The sequence below is a fragment of the Mesoterricola silvestris genome (assembly GCF_030295405.1).
Taxonomy (GTDB): domain Bacteria; phylum Acidobacteriota; class Holophagae; order Holophagales; family Holophagaceae; genus Mesoterricola; species Mesoterricola silvestris.
In genome coordinates this window covers 39561-54928 of record NZ_AP027080.1, presented here as the reverse complement: position 1 = coordinate 54928, position 15368 = coordinate 39561, and the positions used below count along the sequence as shown (strand labels likewise).

Genomic DNA, 15368 nt, shown 5'->3' with positions numbered 1-15368 from the left:
GGTTTATGCCGAACAAGCAACCAGCCATCCAGAATCGGTTGTCCGACAAGAGCATCACCCGAATCCTGGAAACGCTAGATTCCTGGCGAGGCCCATTGACATGGAACCTTCTGCTGGACGTCGTAGCTGTTTTGCTTGGGCATCGTTTCACGCGCCAGGCTCTGTGGAACCACGAAAGCATCCGCCTGGCCTTCGGGGTCCGCCAGTCAATCTCGGTAAAACAGGCGAAGGCGCAGCCTCGCGGTTCCCTGGGTCTGATTGCCGCCCATGAGAGGATCGCCACACTCCAAGCGAAAGTGGCCCGCCTGGAGGAAGCGAACGAACGGCTCAAGGTTCAATTCATCAGATGGGCCCATAACGCTCATAAGCGAGGCCTGGATGAGGACTTCCTGAATCAGCCCCTGCCTGCCATTGATCGAGAGAAGAGCAAGATCGGCCTTGTCGGTAAAGGGAGGAGACGGATGTGACCAAAAGCGGTAAACAAATCGGGGATGAGTATTCGGAGACCCTTGCCCAGTATTTGGAAGCCTTGCGAAAGGAAGGGAAAGCGCTCCCCTCCCGAGCCGGAAAGGTCTCAGCCAAGGGCGTTGCCCTGGCGTCAGGCATCGAAACCCAGTCGCTTTATAAAAATGTGAAGTGTCGGGCCATGCTCGAAGCCGCCGCCCAAGAGCTGGGCCTCGCGCCGATGGAGACACGTGAGGCGGGCCCATCCAAGGATGACGCCAAGGACCGCCGCATCCAGACGTTGGAGGCGAGGAATGCTGTCCTCCAGGCCGAGGTTGAGGGTCTGCGTCAGAAGCTCCGGCGGTACGCCCATATTGAGGAACACATGGTTTCCACGGGGAGGCGGGTGATTCCATGACAGAACTTGCCTTGACCATCTCGCGGGTGTGGCGTGGTCCCAAAGGCGGCGCGGTGTTTCTGGGCAAGGACCCAAAGGGCGACTTCCACAAAGTTGTCGCCAGCGAGAAAGTACTTTCGAGGCCGCCGAGGCCCGAAGAATCCTGGCGCGTACAAGGGGAAACTGAAACTCACCCGATATGGGGTCTCCAAATCGTAGCTTCCCTTGCCGTCCCCGTGGTCCCTGAGGGTGAGCATCTTAGGCGATTCCTGGCCCGTAATCGTGCCTTCCAGGGGGTTGGAGAGATCCGGGCAGGCAAGCTGTGGGAGAAATTCCGAAATGGCCTTGTCGACCTCCTGGACGCCAAGGACACGAAATCCCTGGCTGAAGTAGTAGGGGCGGAGATCGCCGAAACGCTGGCCGCAGCCTGGGAGGAGACACGCGCCGAGGCTCGGGTAGTGGAGTGGTTGGACATGCACGGGTTTCCAGTGCGGCTGGCCGGTAAAGTCATCAAGCTCTGGGGGCCGCTGGCTCCAGAGAAGGTAGAAGAGAACCCGTACCGGATGCTGGCTGTTGCCGGCTGGAGTGAGGTAGACACGGCTGCCCGCCTAATGGGAGTTCCGAGTGACGCTGACACTCGTCGGGTCGCCGCTGTTGAGGCCACTTGCTATCGAACCATTAGCGAAAAGCACACGACCATAGGGGAGGACGAGTTGTTGCGCGGTGTGGCTCAACTCCTCGGAGAAGTCCGGAACGGAGCGGAATCGGCCCTAAAACTGGCATGCGAGGACCAGGCGGTGGTCCAGTTGAGCATGGGCCGTTGGCAGGCTCTGGGTCCCCATGTGATGGAGTCCTACGTCCAGGACAGAATTTCATCGTTGGTGGCCGCAGAGTTCGCTCCCTCTGGGCATCTGTTCTGGCAGGTCCCCACCGATGCCGAGGTGAACGCCTTGATCGGGGAGTTCCAGGCTGGGAACGATTTTAAACTCACGGACGAACAAAAACAGGCGGTGTGGCTGGCTTTAACTCAGCGGTTTGCCCTGCTCTTAGGTGGAGCCGGTACTGGTAAGACTACCGTGCTGAAGGCTGTCCAATGGACCGTGTCGCGTTGCGAGGGCACCGTCCACTTCCTCGCGCTGGCTGGCCGTGCGGCCATCCGAATACAGGAGGCCACGGGTCATCAGGCCCGCACTATCGCAGGGTTCCTGGGGGCCTTAGATCGAGGGGATTTGGCCCTCGGAGGGGGAGACCTGATCGTCATCGACGAGGCCAGCATGATCGATCTCCCACTGATGTATACCTTACTGCGTGAGATCCCCGAGGGCACTCGGGTGCTGCTGGTCGGCGATCCTTATCAACTCCCACCCATCGGCATGGGACTGGTTTTCAGTGTGTACGCCGAGGATGACCGAGCCCCCAAAGTCGAACTGACGGTGGTGCATCGGCAGGCTGCAGAGACAGGGATTCCGAAGTGTGCTCAGGAAATACGCCTTGGCCGTATGCCCGAGTTGTCTAGATTTTGTGGCGTCGGCAAGGGCGTGTCTTTCACGCCTTGTACTGAGGCCGACGCCCAAGGCCTAGTGATTGAGATGCTGTCAGAGCTGGGTGGTCCGGGTGTGACTCAGATTCTCTCAGCCATCAAGCGTGGCCAAGCGGGGATTCAGGCCATCAACCGATCACTCCATAACCTTCGATCTGTAGGCCATGAGGCCTGGGAAGGGTTCGCCGTTGGTGACCCCGTAATTTTTCTGGAGAACGACTATGAGCGGCGGATTTGGAACGGCACTCTGGGCATCGTTGATGGCGCATACTCCAACTCGTTCTCGGTAAGTTGGGATGGTCACAGCAAGCCGATGATAATGGAACGGGCTGATCTTGAAAGCCTGGACCTCGCTTACGCGGTCTCCGTACATAAAGCCCAGGGCAGCCAGTTCAGGCGGGTCGTCATCCCCGTCTTCCCCAGCCGACTCCTGGATCGGACCCTGATCTACACGGCCCTGACCAGGGCCCAAGAGCAGGTGGTGCTAGTGGGGAATCGAGACGCCCTGGAAGCCGCAGTGACAGCCCCGCCTGCCCCAAACCGACGGCGCACCGGTATGGGGTGGTCGCATGATGATGCCTGCCCTTGATTGCCAGCCGGGGTTCCGAACCCAGACCTCTCCCTCTTTTGGCGGCTTTTCAGGGGGAATCCCCCCCTTTAGCCCTGCCCGCCGTTCGTTCCATCGCCCGAGCCCCCCGCAGGGGATGGGGCTTGGGCGGTGGACGCGAGCGAGACACCGGCTCGATGTGGTCCTTGAAGCCCGTGATGAGTCGGGGTCTTCCACGGACGCACCGTGGGCCAGGACCCGAAGGGCTCGCCGTGCCGGGTGCAGTTCCCGGCGCGGTCCTGGCGGGGCGGGCCGCAGCTGTCCACACACGGATCCGTGCAAGCATTGCTATCGCACAACTCAGGGGCTGCTCGTGATTCCTGGGCTTGGCTTTCGGCTTCATCCGTACACCCCAATAAGTGGGTTCGCCCCTACCGTTCGCTTGTACCAGTTACTTGAAAAGTTCCCTCAAACGTTTGAAGGATTTCAACTTGATGGTTTTTCACGGCCGACTAATTAATACATTGAGTGGGGTAGGCAATACAGCTGTGGGAAGGCTGGTGGGGCCAGGGTTATGGATGTTAAATCAAGAAATGCCTACCAGAAGAAGCCTTTATTGGCATCTGACGGCTTTATTGCATTCTTTGAAGGCGCTGGCCGGGACCGTATCGGCTAGTGTTTGATTCGGAACATTTTTCTCAATCAATTAGCCCCTCCGAAAACATGTGAGAGTACCGTGTGTTTCGAGAAGCTTGTCCGCCGGAAACAAACGATACATCCAAAGTCTTATTCGCCAATTATTTTGATTAAAACGCGCTTATCCCGTCTGCCATCAAATTCGCCGTAAAATACTTGTTCCCATGGCCCAAAATCCAATTGACCATGCGTGATCGCTAGTACTACTTCTCGCCCCATAATCTGGCGTTTGTGATGAGCATCGCCATTTTCCTCACCTGACCGGTTGTGCAGGTAGCCCCCCTTGGCCGGGTCCGTGCCAGCGTTGAATGGGGCCAACCGCTCCAACCAGCGTATGTAGTCCTCGTGTAGCCCTGGCTCGTCATCATTTATGAACACACTGGCGGTTATATGCATGGCGTTCACCAGGCATAGGCCCTCCTGGATGGAACTCTCCTCAACAACCTCCTCAATGTCCGGGGTGATATTCACAAAACCGGTTCGCTCGGGAAGATGCAGGGTGATGGTGGCACGGTGGGATTTCATTACGATCCTCCAATTTCACAGGCCATGAGCCATGCTAAGAGAAACACTAAGCCCTTTGGCCGTAGTTCCCTATCGTGCAATTCCCGCAGGAGGAATTCTGTCCCGGCCATATCCTAGGCGAGATGGGCAGCCCAGGCATTATGCCAAGAGGCGTCCGTTAAGATTTGGAATCCCTTTACATGCGCAGCAGTTCCCAGAGGGGCACACCCAGGGCCTCCGCCAAGGCTTCCATATTGTCGATGGATATGTTTCGTTCGCCCCTTTCAACGTCGCCTACATAGGTCCGATGGAGGTTTGCGAGGTCGGCCAAGCCTTCTTGGGAAAGATTCATCTCCTTGCGGATCGATCTCAGGTTCCTTGCGAACCTGAGGCGTGCTGGTATGTGTTTTGCGCCCTTGGTAGCCACAAGGGCGATACTCTTGAAATGAGGACTATACGTCTACAGACTATAAGTGGCATTTCTGATGCCGGAGTCATTTCCTCGAAGACCAGAACCGAGCACAGGAGGGAACCATGGGAGACAAAGCCAGAGGCGATTTTCAGGCCCGCCTTACTGCCCTTTTGACGGACCTCGAACTTTCGGCGGGGGAACTGGCAGCTCAGGGCCCGCGGGTCTCTGGCCCTCAATGCCGCCTCGACCAGGACACTTTCGGGATGCTCTCGTCGATGTTTCCGAGAAGGAAGTATTCCCACGGCGTGATGGAGGGCTTTGCCCAGGTGAAGGACTTTCTTCAGCCAACCGATCTCCACAGGGCGTCCCAAGCTGTGATTGCACTTCGGCAGCGCAAGGGGAAGCATGGAATTCAGGTCTTGATGCTCAAGAGCCAGTTGGAAGAATTAGGCAGGATCGCACATCAGGCCGAGTTGAGCGCATCCGCGGTACTCGAGGCTACGACCTATCTGTTCGTGAGGGCGGAAAGCTCATCCTCCCAGGCACCTCTCTTCGATCAAACAAGTCGGTAACCCGGAAACATGAGCTTTTGCGGACGAGAGAGAGGTTGGCTACATGGTGAGAGGCCATAGGTTCTTGGTTTGTCCAACGGAGAAGTGGCCTGAAGGCGGGTCGGCAAGCGGGATTCCGCCGCAAAATAGGTAAGCGCAGCGGTTAGCCTGTCCCTAAGAATGTATTCAACCTAGCAGAGGCAGGAAATGTCGTGGCCACCAACCCCGAACCCTTCCGCCACTGGGTTGCCCTAACCCAGTGCCTTCTGGGGCGGCCTTGGCCCCGTCCGCTGCCTGGGAAACGCCTCGGCTACATGGTGGAGGTGACCGCGCCGCTGCTGACCTACGCCTATGGGGGCGGGTGGGCCGATGGAGATCTGCCTTTGCACCCCGGAGCCCGCATCCGCTTGACGCACCTTTCACGAATGGCGGGTCTTCTACGTATTCCCACGGGTCCCACCGTGGTTCGAGGTCGGCGGCGTCAATTTCCCCGCGCACGACCCGACCAAGGTTCGGCGGCTGGATGGAAAGCAAATCCTGAAAATTCCGGGCCCAATCAGTGATGCAGCCATGGCTGCGCTGGACGCCATGGAGGTCCGGTTCGAAGTCCATGCTGAGCTTGAGGATGACTCCCCGAGTCAGATCGTGTTGCGAGTCCAGGCCCAGGACATTCTGCACGACTTGGGCGACGGCGTCGCCGGTGCACGCCCTGGCCTCCCGGGCTTGCTCCTTGGCGTTCCGGTACGGCATCGAATCGAAGGTTGGTTGGGGAACTGCGGCACGCAAGGGCCGCATCCCGATGCTCTCCGCCCGGAACCCCCTGAGGCCCACCGTCGTGGGTGCTACTGCCCCATGGTCGATAACCAAGAGGCCGCCGAGGTCGGCCAGAGAGTGTACGTCAGCCAATGCCCAGTCCATCGCCCCGTCTGGGACACCCACCACGGGGGCGGCCAACATCTATGCCTGGAGGATGCCCAGGGGTTCCAGAACGTGCACCTGGTGCCTCGCCCGGGGTTTGAGGCACTGTTGACCACCGACCAGGCCCCAGAGCCGCCTGTGCCTTGACAGCCTGGGCCGGAGGCGTCTGATTCCCCGCGCTGACCGAGGGAATTGGGTGACGCGAGAGCGACCTGAGCGCCGATCCGCAACTGCCTACCATTAATGAGGATTTCGGACGGCCGCTTTCGGCCGGACCTTGCGGCAGCATAACTTGGCCGCGTGAAATCCGGAGTTGAACCTAGGCTAAACGATTGTTTGCCTCAAGACCCCCAAGGTTGCGATCCGCTTCAGCTGTGAACTTCAGGGTTTGTACGCCTCATTCCCCCTTCGTATTGGCCACGAAGCTGCCGGGATTCAACAACTTGCCTTCGAATGAGTCCTTCAGCCCTTGCTGTACCGACTTTATGGCGGAAGGGTTTTGCCAGAGCCATGCTTCGGCGCCTGGAACCTCAACCTCTGGTTCAAGTATGTTCCGGCCCTTGCTGTCCGGACGAATTGTTTTTCGGGGTTCCGCCATGGACATTTTGCCTTCCCGTTCACTGTATATGCCTGGTGGGATTTCCCACAAGTGAGTGTCCGCACTTTTTCGACGAGGGGAGTTGTGTCCAACTCTCAGGTATTGCGCGGTAGCCCCCAAATGTCGATCGTGAATCCGGGCGGGCTCATGAAGGCCGCTGCACGCTCTCCATATGTCCCACCTCGGTTTGTCATCAACAGCTATCTGATCGGCTTCGTCGGGGGGGGGAAAATACCTTGTTAAGGGATTAAGGATTAGGGAGTGGACTTCGGCAAAGGCTGCGCGCCGCCTGGACATTCCATACCACCAGTTTTGCTATTGGCTAAAGGCTGGGTCCTTGGGTTGCTGGAGAACACCAATGACCCATCCTATAGAAGCAAGGCCCCTTGAGGTCAGGTCCGACTCCCCGTGGTCTTCCTCCAAACGTGTCTATCCTAGTGGAAAGGAGACCAACCCCATGCGATGCCCAGCTTGCGGGGCAGCGGATCTGATACATACCACCCACGATATTCCCACCGACTACCGTGGTGTAAGTGCCATCATCTCGGCGGTGACGTGCGAGTTCTGCCCCGCATGCGGGGAGGCCATCTTAGATCGAGAGCAAGGTGACCGCTACGGCCGGATGGTTGGGCAATTCCGACACCAGGTGGACGACCAGCATCCTCTCTAGCCGCGAACGCGGAATGCAGTAGCTGCCCGGGGACCGACAACGAGGATCCCGCCTGAACTGGTCGACAATTCAACTCCAGCGACTGCCCGCGTCACGCGCCGGTTGTTGCCCAGGTTGCGTTATAGCAAGTAGAACCAAGTCTCAGAGTGGACCTGCGCTCCGCTCCCACTCGTCGATCAGGAAGGCCAAGCCCTCGAACTCATCCCTTTCCGAGGTTCCGGGCTTGGCCCAGGCGGAAATCCCCTCCAGTCGTGCCAGGGCCGCGCGGTAGTCCTCAACCGCCAGGAGTCGGAGCTTCCGAAACTCGCCCACACGAAACCAGCCGAGGATGCCCTGACGCACCCCTCCTTGGTAGTAGACACGCCCACCGACAAGGTAGTCCAGGTAGATGCGGGCCCCCGGATGGTGGGTGAAGGGACCATCATCCCAACCGCCGCCGAACATCCAGGACGGCAAGAGGTCTGCGACCTCGCACTGCAATCCCAATGGCTCTTGCGGGCCCTCCGGCGTCTGGTTGGCCACCTCAGCGATCACAAGGTCCCGCAAGAGGCTCTCCAACTCCTTCGGGTTATCCTGGGGGGTGAGTTCGGGGGACCCTTCTTCATGGCCGTGGCTGCACTTCTGCCCCTGGGGCAAGGTGTGCATCGGCGTTTCGCCCTCGACCCTCAGCCTTGTGTCAACGTTAGGTTCCCGAGGGAAAAACTCCTTGATCACGCTCCTGTATGGTTCGAGGATTTCGCGCCCCACTTCGTCCTGGGGAAACAGTTCTCGCCCCACCGCTCCGAAAGCAATCGTGGATCGCCGCAGGGCCTTCAGGTACCGCCTAAGGGGCTTAGGTTTCTTGGCCAATTACCCCTCCGGTTCAGGCACTCACCCACACAGTTAACATCCCTTAAATGTATAGAAGTTTACTATGGAGAATTTGTTGGAAGGCGGGATAAGAAGGTCCTGGTAAAAATAAGTAGGGAAAAGCACAATCCCCATCGCATTCACATTTCACCCGACTGAGCCTTGGATGGTCCGTGGTAGATGTTTAGCTATCTTTGCAAATTTCAAATCCCATCAAACACCCTTCCATCAATGATGGCCGTGTGCCACAATGAAATGACTAATCTAATTTCCGACAGAGTCATGCAGAGAGGCTCAAGGTTCCGAGGTAATGGGCGCAGATACCGAGGACCAATGAACCGCTCCTTGCGTTACAATCCAATTTCACACGGAGGTCTCCTTGGATTCTGAGACTACGACTTGGGAATCGTTAACAACGTCAGAGCAGCGAGCTATCCTCAACGAGCACGATTTTCCCACCCTTGCAAAAACATACAATAAAGACATCAGCTTCTTTCTCGGCCTCCGAACCTTTTTTGCGAATATACAGCCATCAGCGGGAGCTGAAGCTAAGGACCACGCTCCACCGAAAGCCCTTGTCCTAAATGCTCGAAGAGATCTTTCATTTTTTGAAGCCAACTACGAATTGATAGATAATTCCATTGATGAATGGCGACGCGGTGGAAAGATAGCAGATCTCAAGATAAAAATAAACTATGACATCACCCTTGGCGTTGGAGAATTTGAGGATAACGCTGGCGGGATGGACGACGAAACAGTGTACAAAGTCTTTATCCCAGGCGAATCCACCAATGATGACCTTTCAAAGCCCATGATCGGATCCTTTGGCATGGGTGCAAAGAAAGCAATATTTAGGCTTTCGGATGGGGTTCGGGTCGTCTCCTGTAAGTCGGCCGATTTTTCGTCTTTTAGCGAAGTGCCCGAAGGGTGGGAGAAAGACCCTACCTGGAAAACCCTGGATGGGCGCACTGATGCAATTGGTGTTGGGCTAACGCGGTTTTACTTTCTCCGGCTGATACTACCCCCTAACCTTGATGATATTAGCGTATTGAGAGCAAGGATTGGCGAAATATATGCCCCTATTCTCCGAGGCAATGAGGGTGGAAAGAAAGTACAAATTTCAGTCAACAAATCCCCGGTTGTCGCTGTTCCCCAGATTGTATATTCAGGCGCAGATGGAGTTGAACCTCGAACATACATCTTCCAAAATACCTTTAAGAATTTGGTGAACAGTGGGCAGGATGTTGAATTGAAATTTGAGCTCACAGTTGGGCTGCTAACTCATCAACCTGGCGAAGGCACCAATCGAGAAAAGGATTTCGGAATTGATGTTTATGCGAATGGCAGATTGATTCAAAAATATCTCAAGGATGAATTCGGATTTGGAACAACCGGCCTTGGTAAAAATACCGTAGGCAGCCGGTTTGTTAGGGGCGAGTTACACATCTCTGGTCACAGCCTTGGAATTCCATGGGATACGCATAAGCGCGAATATTTCAAAGATCACGAAGTTAGCATTTGGCTTCGGACAGTAATTAGGCCTTTCCTTGTCCAATATGGCCAAGTTTCTGGAACTTTCGCAACAGAGACAGAGCATAGAAATACAGAATTAGTTAAGGCTTTCACAGGAATACCAGCCACTGTGCCAGTGAGTCCCTATTCCCCGATTATTCCCGAGGAACACAGGCCAGCCTTTAAGTTTGATAGGCGAGCCGTGAAATCAAAAAAACCAAGCGCCGCCGATCCAAGCACCACAGCCACATCGCCAACCAACGAAAGCGAGGACACCTCCGGAGAGGGTACCACAAGCGAAATGGAACCACCGGCAGATCGGCAGATTACAATTTCATTAGCACCAGCAGACTTTGAAAATTTATGCGCGACCCTCGGGGCACAGGATGAAGACTCCTTAGGAGTTATTGTTTACGATTGCTTAACGGCCGGCATAGTGTTCCCGTTAAATGCGAATGAATTTTCAAACTGTTTAAGAATTTTTAAAGTTTCAGATTCAACAAAACTATCTGAAGCTGTCAAAAATTATCTCGTGGCACTGATTGTTCGTTCTACCCCAACCTCCAAATAATGCCTCGCGCGAATCGATAAGATAAATGAGCAACCAATACCACGATACCCTCCAGCCTCCATACCGCATCCAGAAAAGACTAGTGCTAAACCAGTGCTTTAGATCTGTAAAAAAGCAACTCAAGCCTGGGGCGGATTTGATCTCCTATGTGACATTTGGCGGAGCAGAGCTTTATGATTTAATGGACTTACTTGCCGTATTTGACCTCCGAAAAAGAAAATTCTTAGCCTTCTCTTTCGAGCTCGAGGAGGACTTGGCGCAAAAGGCAAACAACTGCGTTGTGGCAAAAGCCTTGCGACTGACTAAGCGTGTTCATATTTCCGTGATTCAAGGAGACTTTGCAATTGATTTCGGGAAGCTTGGAGAACGTCAAGCAGGACAGAATTTCATATTCTTTTTAGATTATACCGAATGTTTTGCACAGAGGCACCAAGGGGCGATTGAGTCACTTTTAAAATTTAATCTATTGCGTGCCGGCGATTTCCTAATTATCACGTCATGCCTTGTGCCGCGGGTTATGCATCAACCTACATTTATGGAAGATAAGCTGAATCTATTTTCGGATTATTTCCATGTTGACGAAGGCGATATTGACACTCAATTCAAGGTGCGAAATCACGTCGATTTACTTGTTGGACAGGCCTTCCTACGGAATACAGGCGGAGTCCATGCGTCAGAGAAATTGTCACCAGCGCTAATTGAAAAGTATAAATATCGGGACACAAACGTTCCGATGGGCCTTTGGGCCTTCGCCGTTCAAAAAGTTGAGAGAGAAATTACAGGCCTAAATGACCATCCTTTTGATGAATTCCCCTGGATCCCCGCGCCCGAAGCCGAAGAGACTTTACCCCTTAATTTATTTCCAGACCTATAGCCCTTAGCCTATCCGCCAATTCTGACATTGCTATTAGTTGGAAGAAGTAGAAGGCTTCAATTTGTGTGCAATCTGCTTGATTCGCTTTTCGATTCGAGAAAGCTCATATTCCAACACACCCTTTTCCTTTTCGGAAACGGAACTGATTTCGGCATCCAAATGGTCGTCAGCCAACCATTTTCGGAAATCAGAAAATTTGGTGACGTAATAACTACCTGCTCCACGTAACCGAGCATCTTCTACCGCGCCATCGAAGGTCAATCCACCGTTCATGAACTTCTTAAGGGTATTTCCGCCGACCTTGACCACCATGGAAAGGTTGTCACGGACATCGACGGCCCTGGAGATTGAGCCGTCCTGGATCATCCCGGTGATGCGTTCGTCAAAGCCAGGGTATAACGCGCGGGCCTTGTCGAACTTGCGTCCCTTCAAAAGCTCATCGTAGTAGCTCCAGCGGTCAGGGTTCTTGTCGCCCTTGTCCAGCATGTATTGGTAGACCCGGATGAGGTGCTGAATTTTGGCTTTGCCAATGCCCACCTCCTGGTGCAATTGATCCTCGGGGACGCCGTGGAGCTTGAATCTTCTGTAGAGGTACCCAGCCTGCTCGAAAGGCGCCCAGTCCTTTTTGCCGACGATATGGAATTCGCCCAGAAGAGAGAACACCTCGCTGTCAGTGATGCCATCCGGCAGAATCTTGACGCGGATGTTGACCCAGGCCTTCGGATCGACTTGGTAAAGCAATCGAAAGGCGGCAAGGCGGCTATTACCTTCCAGAACCACATTTTTCCGAACCAGAACTGGCTCGATCAGGCCTCCATTGGCTTTGATGCTGGGGACCAAGGTCTCGCGGACATGCTCACTTTTGGACAGGGCATTAAAGATCTCCTCCTGGGTCGGCACTTCACCGTCCTCGGCCCAAACCATGGAGTAGATGCGGGGGTTCTCGGGGAAGAACCGCAAGTCCAGCTGGGGCATGTAGCCCGTTTTGACTTTGATTTCCTTCTTCCGGATCGTGATCGTATCTTCCTGGAAGGTCATGAGTGACTATCCTCCCTACCTAGAATCTGCTTGAGAATGTCAAAGAACTGAAGCGAAGCTTGCTCAGCGTATGCGGCGGCAGTGATGTCGCCCTGGGTGATCTGTGCAGCCAACCGCTTCTCTTCCAGCAGCGCATCAACCCACTCATCTACCGAATTCAGCATGATCAGGTTGTATACGTAGCAGGTCCGGGTCTGGGACACCCGGTGGATCCGGTCCTGGGATTGCAAGTAGTCATCCAGGCTGTAGGTGCGGTCATAGAAAATGACGTGGTTGGCGTTCGTGAGGGTCAAACCCTCTTTGGCCGTCCCTGGTGTGGCGACCAGGACTTGGTTCTCCGGCCTTTCCAGGAACCAGTTGATTGAAGCGTTCCGCCGCTCCATGTTCATCCTGCCGTTCATCGGCAAGGCCCCAAAGGGCGCAAGCTGCTTGTTCAGCCATTCGCAGTTCTCGTTGAAATTGGTCCAGACGATGGCCTTCTCACCCTGGCGGGTGATGTCCGTGAGAAGGTCGTAGAGATAGTTGAACTTCCCTGGCAGCAACGAATAGGCGCCGTCGATTATGGAGGGATTGGACGCGATCTGGATCAGGCGCAGGAGCCGCTTGAGGATGGATTCCTGATCGTCCTCGATAAGCTGGCCGTCCCGCATGATCAGCAGCCGCAAATCCTCCCGGACCTGACGATACAGCTCGAATTGCGCAGGCTCCCAGTCGCAGTCCACCCGGATGAACTCCTTGGAAGGCAGGATGATCCGGCCGCTGTCCTTGGTTTCCCGCAAGGAAATCGGGGCAAGCTTCCGGTTCACCTCGCTGAGGGCCTCGGTGAAGGCCTGGAAGGCCTCCGGGTGGTCGGCCAGTTCACTGGTGAAGTCTGTGGCCTTCTTGAACGCCTTGAAGTCGGTGCCGAGCGCCGCTCCCTGGTCCAGGAAGAAGATCTGTGCCCAGACATCGTAGGGCCGGTTGGCCACAGGGGTCCCTGTCATGATGAGCCGCTTGGCGAAGTACGGTCCCAACTCGAAGAACGCCTTTGTCAGGTCGCTTTCGGGATTCTTGATCTTGGCGGACTCATCGATGATGACGGCCACCCGGCGCGACTTGGCCCATGCCTTGAACCGCGACAGTTCCTTCTTGGCCGCTTCGAAATGGCTCAGGATGACCCGGCAAGGGGTGGTGAACACGTAGTAATTCTTGGCCGTGTTCTCCGTGACGACCAGCGGGTTGATGCTGGTGTGGCTCTTGAACTCCCGCTGCCAGTTGGCGATCAGCCCTTTCTTGGTGAAGATCAGGATGGTGTCCACTTCCTTCCGCTGGAGCCACATGAGCATGGCATCGATGGCGATCTTGGTCTTGCCAAGACCCTGCTCATGGAAAATCGCCGCGTAGTCCCTAGAGGTTACGAACTCGACAGCCTCCCCCTGGAAGGGAAACGCCTTGTGCCGCGCCTCCAGGCTCGGTTCCGAGCGAAGACGGAACGTAAATTCACCCATTCCAGACCCTCTTGTACATGGGTTCGCCCACCAGGAAATCCATGATCCGCATAGGAATATGGTTGGTTCCGACGGTGGACCTGACGTTCATCGCAACCCTCCTGGCAGTGCCACCACAGGACCAGGGGACGCCTAGCCAAAGCTCTGCCTTTTCGAAAGCGGACAGGAAATAGAAGTAGGCTTCCAACTGGGTCTCCGTGTGGCGGTTGTCGATGTCCCTGGACGTTTTCGCCTCAGCAATGATGACGCGACGGTCACCCGGGTCCCGCGCCAGGATATCGGGGCGGCTTCCTTGAATGGTGGGAGGGGGCACATTCACGCCGTTCTCGTCTTCAAGGTCCCAGTAGACGAAGGGGTGGCGGTCCCATTCTGCGGGATTCCGGATCTCCCCAAGCAGGGCCTGGACGAGCAGCTTGTGATGAAGCCCTTCACTCATTTTCCGTAACCATGCCTGTCATTTTGCATAGGTCACGAAGCTCTTCGTAGCATTCGAGCAGCGTCTGGGCGGGAAGGGAGGTATTGGCCTCCTTGAGTCCCTGGATGTCGGAGTAGTTGAGAGTACGAATCTTGCTTGTGATGGCCTGCGCCAACTGGTCGATGGTCGCCTCTTTCAGCGCCGCGTTGGCGCTGGGCTGTTCCAGCACCTTCATGGCTTCCCTGGCGTTGTAGGACAGAAACTTCTTCCGCGCTTCGGGGTGGGCGAGAATCCTGGGAATCTGCCGAACCGTACTCAAGGGGTGAATCTTGGACTCATGCACCCACTTGGCGAAGTCCGTCAGCGTGAACTTGGCCTTGGTGATGGCCTCCTTGATGCCGGGCTTCTGAAGCTCAACGAAGGCGCTGAAGCGGGTGTAGTCCGGCGGGTTGTCGCCGATGACCTCCATGTAATGATCCTGCATGTCCACGTAGGCGTATATGAATTCTTCGATTTCCCGCTTCCTGGCGCTGCCACCACAGTAATCGAGAATCTGGGTAATCGAGATCTTCTTCTCCGTGTACAGCATGTGGAGGTACTTGGCCTTGGCGTAGGGACGCCAGTCGCGGGGGCCGACTAGGTGCGACTGGAGGCGGATGGCATGTTCTCCCTCCTCCTCCAACTCGGTGCGGACCATCGCGGGGATTTTGGACCAATCGCCGAGCGCACCTTCCTTGGCAAGCTGGCGGAAGATGGAAACCCGAGTGTTGCCCTCGATGACCAGGAACTTACCGTCCTCCCTCTGGGTCACCACGATTGGGTTGATCAGTCCCTGGTAGGCCCGGATGGACGCCTTGAGGCTGGAGAAAGTCGTGGAATTGGGCTTTTCCGAATCATCCGGTGCGTACTGGCCAAGCGCCATCTCGATGAAGTCCTGCGCAGGGTCTCCCTCCAGGGATTCCAGTGCAGGTGCCACCCGAGGGTTGCGGCAGTCCAGGACGATGTCTTTGACCTCCAAGTACTGGATGACAAGCGGCATTAGCCATTCCTCCTTGGATTATTAAGGTTTACGGCCGCTACCTGATAGATGAAAACCAAACGGAAGGCCGCACTGAATGAGAGCAATCCCCAATAGTAGCAAGACGAATGAATCGTTTCCCTCATTTTGCTTTCGTGATTTTGCACCACGACAATGGACAGCCAATGACGCTGCCAGCATTTATTTTTGGGTGGCAAGCAGATTCCCCAGCAATCCCTATACAACTCGTCGGCACTCAAGGGTGATGCGGAATGAAATTATTATGGAGTTGCAAAAAGGATGGTCCCCTCTCTTTTCAGAAGTTGG

General features: G+C 55.4%; 15 protein-coding genes. 7 read left to right on the top strand and 8 right to left on the bottom strand.

Annotated features, from left to right (window positions below; genetic code table 11):
- The first annotated feature begins 5 nt into the window (after nucleotides 1–5).
- The 3 genes from R2J76_RS00210 to R2J76_RS00200 are packed head-to-tail and all read left to right on the top strand — an operon-like array spanning nucleotide 6 to nucleotide 2970.
- The gene (locus R2J76_RS00210; protein WP_316413764.1) at nucleotides 6–467 is read left to right on the top strand and encodes a hypothetical protein; all 462 of its coding nucleotides are present in this window, start codon (nucleotides 6–8) and stop codon (nucleotides 465–467) included.
- Complete coding sequence (locus tag R2J76_RS00205; RefSeq protein WP_316413763.1) at nucleotides 464–862, top strand: hypothetical protein; 399 nt, start codon at nucleotides 464–466, stop codon at nucleotides 860–862. The genes R2J76_RS00210 and R2J76_RS00205 overlap by 4 nt, the downstream gene beginning before the upstream one ends.
- A complete protein-coding gene (locus R2J76_RS00200; RefSeq protein ID WP_316413762.1) occupies nucleotides 859–2970 on the top strand; it encodes an AAA family ATPase in 2112 nt (703 codons plus the stop codon). Before R2J76_RS00205 ends, R2J76_RS00200 begins: the two co-directional genes overlap by 4 nt.
- 744 nt (nucleotides 2971–3714) lie before the next feature.
- Here the strand turns inward: R2J76_RS00200 and R2J76_RS00195 are convergent.
- Both R2J76_RS00195 and R2J76_RS00190 read right to left on the bottom strand, forming a co-directional pair.
- Nucleotides 3715–4149, bottom strand: a complete 435-nt coding sequence (locus tag R2J76_RS00195) for a secondary thiamine-phosphate synthase enzyme YjbQ (RefSeq protein ID WP_316413761.1) — start codon at nucleotides 4147–4149, stop codon at nucleotides 3715–3717.
- A 175-nt stretch (nucleotides 4150–4324) separates the two neighbouring features.
- The gene (locus R2J76_RS00190; protein WP_316413760.1) at nucleotides 4325–4555 is read right to left on the bottom strand and encodes a helix-turn-helix domain-containing protein; all 231 of its coding nucleotides are present in this window, start codon (nucleotides 4553–4555) and stop codon (nucleotides 4325–4327) included.
- A gap of 107 nt (nucleotides 4556–4662) precedes the next feature.
- Here R2J76_RS00190 and R2J76_RS00185 point away from each other — a divergent pair, with 107 nt between their 5' ends.
- Nucleotides 4663–5112 carry a hypothetical protein gene (locus R2J76_RS00185; protein ID WP_316413759.1) on the top strand — a complete coding sequence of 150 codons (450 nt, stop codon included), beginning with the start codon at nucleotides 4663–4665 and terminating at the stop codon, nucleotides 5110–5112.
- A gap of 1294 nt (nucleotides 5113–6406) precedes the next feature.
- Here R2J76_RS00185 and R2J76_RS00180 read toward each other — a convergent pair.
- The gene (locus R2J76_RS00180) at nucleotides 6407–6613 is read right to left on the bottom strand and encodes a hypothetical protein (protein WP_316413758.1); all 207 of its coding nucleotides are present in this window, start codon (nucleotides 6611–6613) and stop codon (nucleotides 6407–6409) included.
- A gap of 352 nt (nucleotides 6614–6965) precedes the next feature.
- On the opposite strand from R2J76_RS00180, the gene R2J76_RS21505 reads away from it, so the two are divergent.
- The gene (locus R2J76_RS21505) at nucleotides 6966–7277 is read left to right on the top strand and encodes a type II toxin-antitoxin system MqsA family antitoxin (protein ID WP_394366774.1); all 312 of its coding nucleotides are present in this window, start codon (nucleotides 6966–6968) and stop codon (nucleotides 7275–7277) included.
- A 141-nt stretch (nucleotides 7278–7418) separates the two neighbouring features.
- Here the strand turns inward: R2J76_RS21505 and R2J76_RS00175 are convergent, their stop codons facing one another.
- On the bottom strand, nucleotides 7419–8126 hold the full coding sequence (locus R2J76_RS00175; protein WP_316413757.1) for a hypothetical protein: 708 nt from the start codon (nucleotides 8124–8126) through the stop codon (nucleotides 7419–7421).
- 379 nt (nucleotides 8127–8505) lie between these two features.
- Here R2J76_RS00175 and R2J76_RS00170 point away from each other — a divergent pair, with 379 nt between their 5' ends.
- Both R2J76_RS00170 and R2J76_RS00165 read left to right on the top strand, forming a co-directional pair.
- Nucleotides 8506–10209 carry an ATP-binding protein gene (locus tag R2J76_RS00170; RefSeq protein WP_316413756.1) on the top strand — a complete coding sequence of 568 codons (1704 nt, stop codon included), beginning with the start codon at nucleotides 8506–8508 and terminating at the stop codon, nucleotides 10207–10209.
- A 25-nt stretch (nucleotides 10210–10234) separates the two neighbouring features.
- The gene (locus tag R2J76_RS00165) at nucleotides 10235–11083 is read left to right on the top strand and encodes a hypothetical protein (RefSeq protein WP_316413755.1); all 849 of its coding nucleotides are present in this window, start codon (nucleotides 10235–10237) and stop codon (nucleotides 11081–11083) included.
- Between the two features lie 33 nt (nucleotides 11084–11116).
- Here the strand turns inward: R2J76_RS00165 and R2J76_RS00160 are convergent, their stop codons facing one another.
- Genes R2J76_RS00160 through R2J76_RS00145 form a run of 4 tightly spaced genes read right to left on the bottom strand, consistent with a single transcriptional unit; the run spans nucleotide 11117 to nucleotide 15062 of the window.
- Nucleotides 11117–12121, bottom strand: a complete 1005-nt coding sequence (locus tag R2J76_RS00160; protein ID WP_316413754.1) for a hypothetical protein — start codon at nucleotides 12119–12121, stop codon at nucleotides 11117–11119.
- Nucleotides 12118–13608 carry a DEAD/DEAH box helicase gene (locus tag R2J76_RS00155; protein WP_316413753.1) on the bottom strand — a complete coding sequence of 497 codons (1491 nt, stop codon included), beginning with the start codon at nucleotides 13606–13608 and terminating at the stop codon, nucleotides 12118–12120. The genes R2J76_RS00160 and R2J76_RS00155 overlap by 4 nt, the downstream gene beginning before the upstream one ends.
- Entirely contained in the window at nucleotides 13601–14044 is a 444-nt protein-coding gene (locus R2J76_RS00150; RefSeq protein WP_316413752.1) for a hypothetical protein, read from the bottom strand. Before R2J76_RS00150 ends, R2J76_RS00155 begins: the two co-directional genes overlap by 8 nt.
- Entirely contained in the window at nucleotides 14037–15062 is a 1026-nt protein-coding gene (locus R2J76_RS00145; RefSeq protein ID WP_316413751.1) for a ParB N-terminal domain-containing protein, read from the bottom strand. The genes R2J76_RS00150 and R2J76_RS00145 overlap by 8 nt, the downstream gene beginning before the upstream one ends.
- Between the last annotated feature and the right edge of the window lie 306 nt (nucleotides 15063–15368).

Bases quoted from the DNA above. Each gene is read 5' to 3' on its own strand.
- R2J76_RS00155 (WP_316413753.1), bottom strand. From the start codon at position 13,608: ATGGGTGAATTTACGTTCCGTCTTCGCTCGGAACCGAGCCTGGAGGCG.
- R2J76_RS00180 (WP_316413758.1), bottom strand. From the start codon at position 6,613: ATGTCCATGGCGGAACCCCGAAAAACAATTCGTCCGGACAGCAAGGGC.
- R2J76_RS00195 (WP_316413761.1), bottom strand. From the start codon at position 4,149: ATGAAATCCCACCGTGCCACCATCACCCTGCATCTTCCCGAGCGAACC.
- R2J76_RS00210 (WP_316413764.1), top strand. From the start codon at position 6: ATGCCGAACAAGCAACCAGCCATCCAGAATCGGTTGTCCGACAAGAGC.
- R2J76_RS00165 (WP_316413755.1), top strand. From the start codon at position 10,235: ATGAGCAACCAATACCACGATACCCTCCAGCCTCCATACCGCATCCAG.
- R2J76_RS00150 (WP_316413752.1), bottom strand. From the start codon at position 14,044: ATGAGTGAAGGGCTTCATCACAAGCTGCTCGTCCAGGCCCTGCTTGGG.
- R2J76_RS00160 (WP_316413754.1), bottom strand. From the start codon at position 12,121: ATGACCTTCCAGGAAGATACGATCACGATCCGGAAGAAGGAAATCAAA.
- R2J76_RS00185 (WP_316413759.1), top strand. From the start codon at position 4,663: ATGGGAGACAAAGCCAGAGGCGATTTTCAGGCCCGCCTTACTGCCCTT.
- R2J76_RS00200 (WP_316413762.1), top strand. From the start codon at position 859: ATGACAGAACTTGCCTTGACCATCTCGCGGGTGTGGCGTGGTCCCAAA.
- R2J76_RS21505 (WP_394366774.1), top strand. From the start codon at position 6,966: ATGACCCATCCTATAGAAGCAAGGCCCCTTGAGGTCAGGTCCGACTCC.
- R2J76_RS00145 (WP_316413751.1), bottom strand. From the start codon at position 15,062: ATGCCGCTTGTCATCCAGTACTTGGAGGTCAAAGACATCGTCCTGGAC.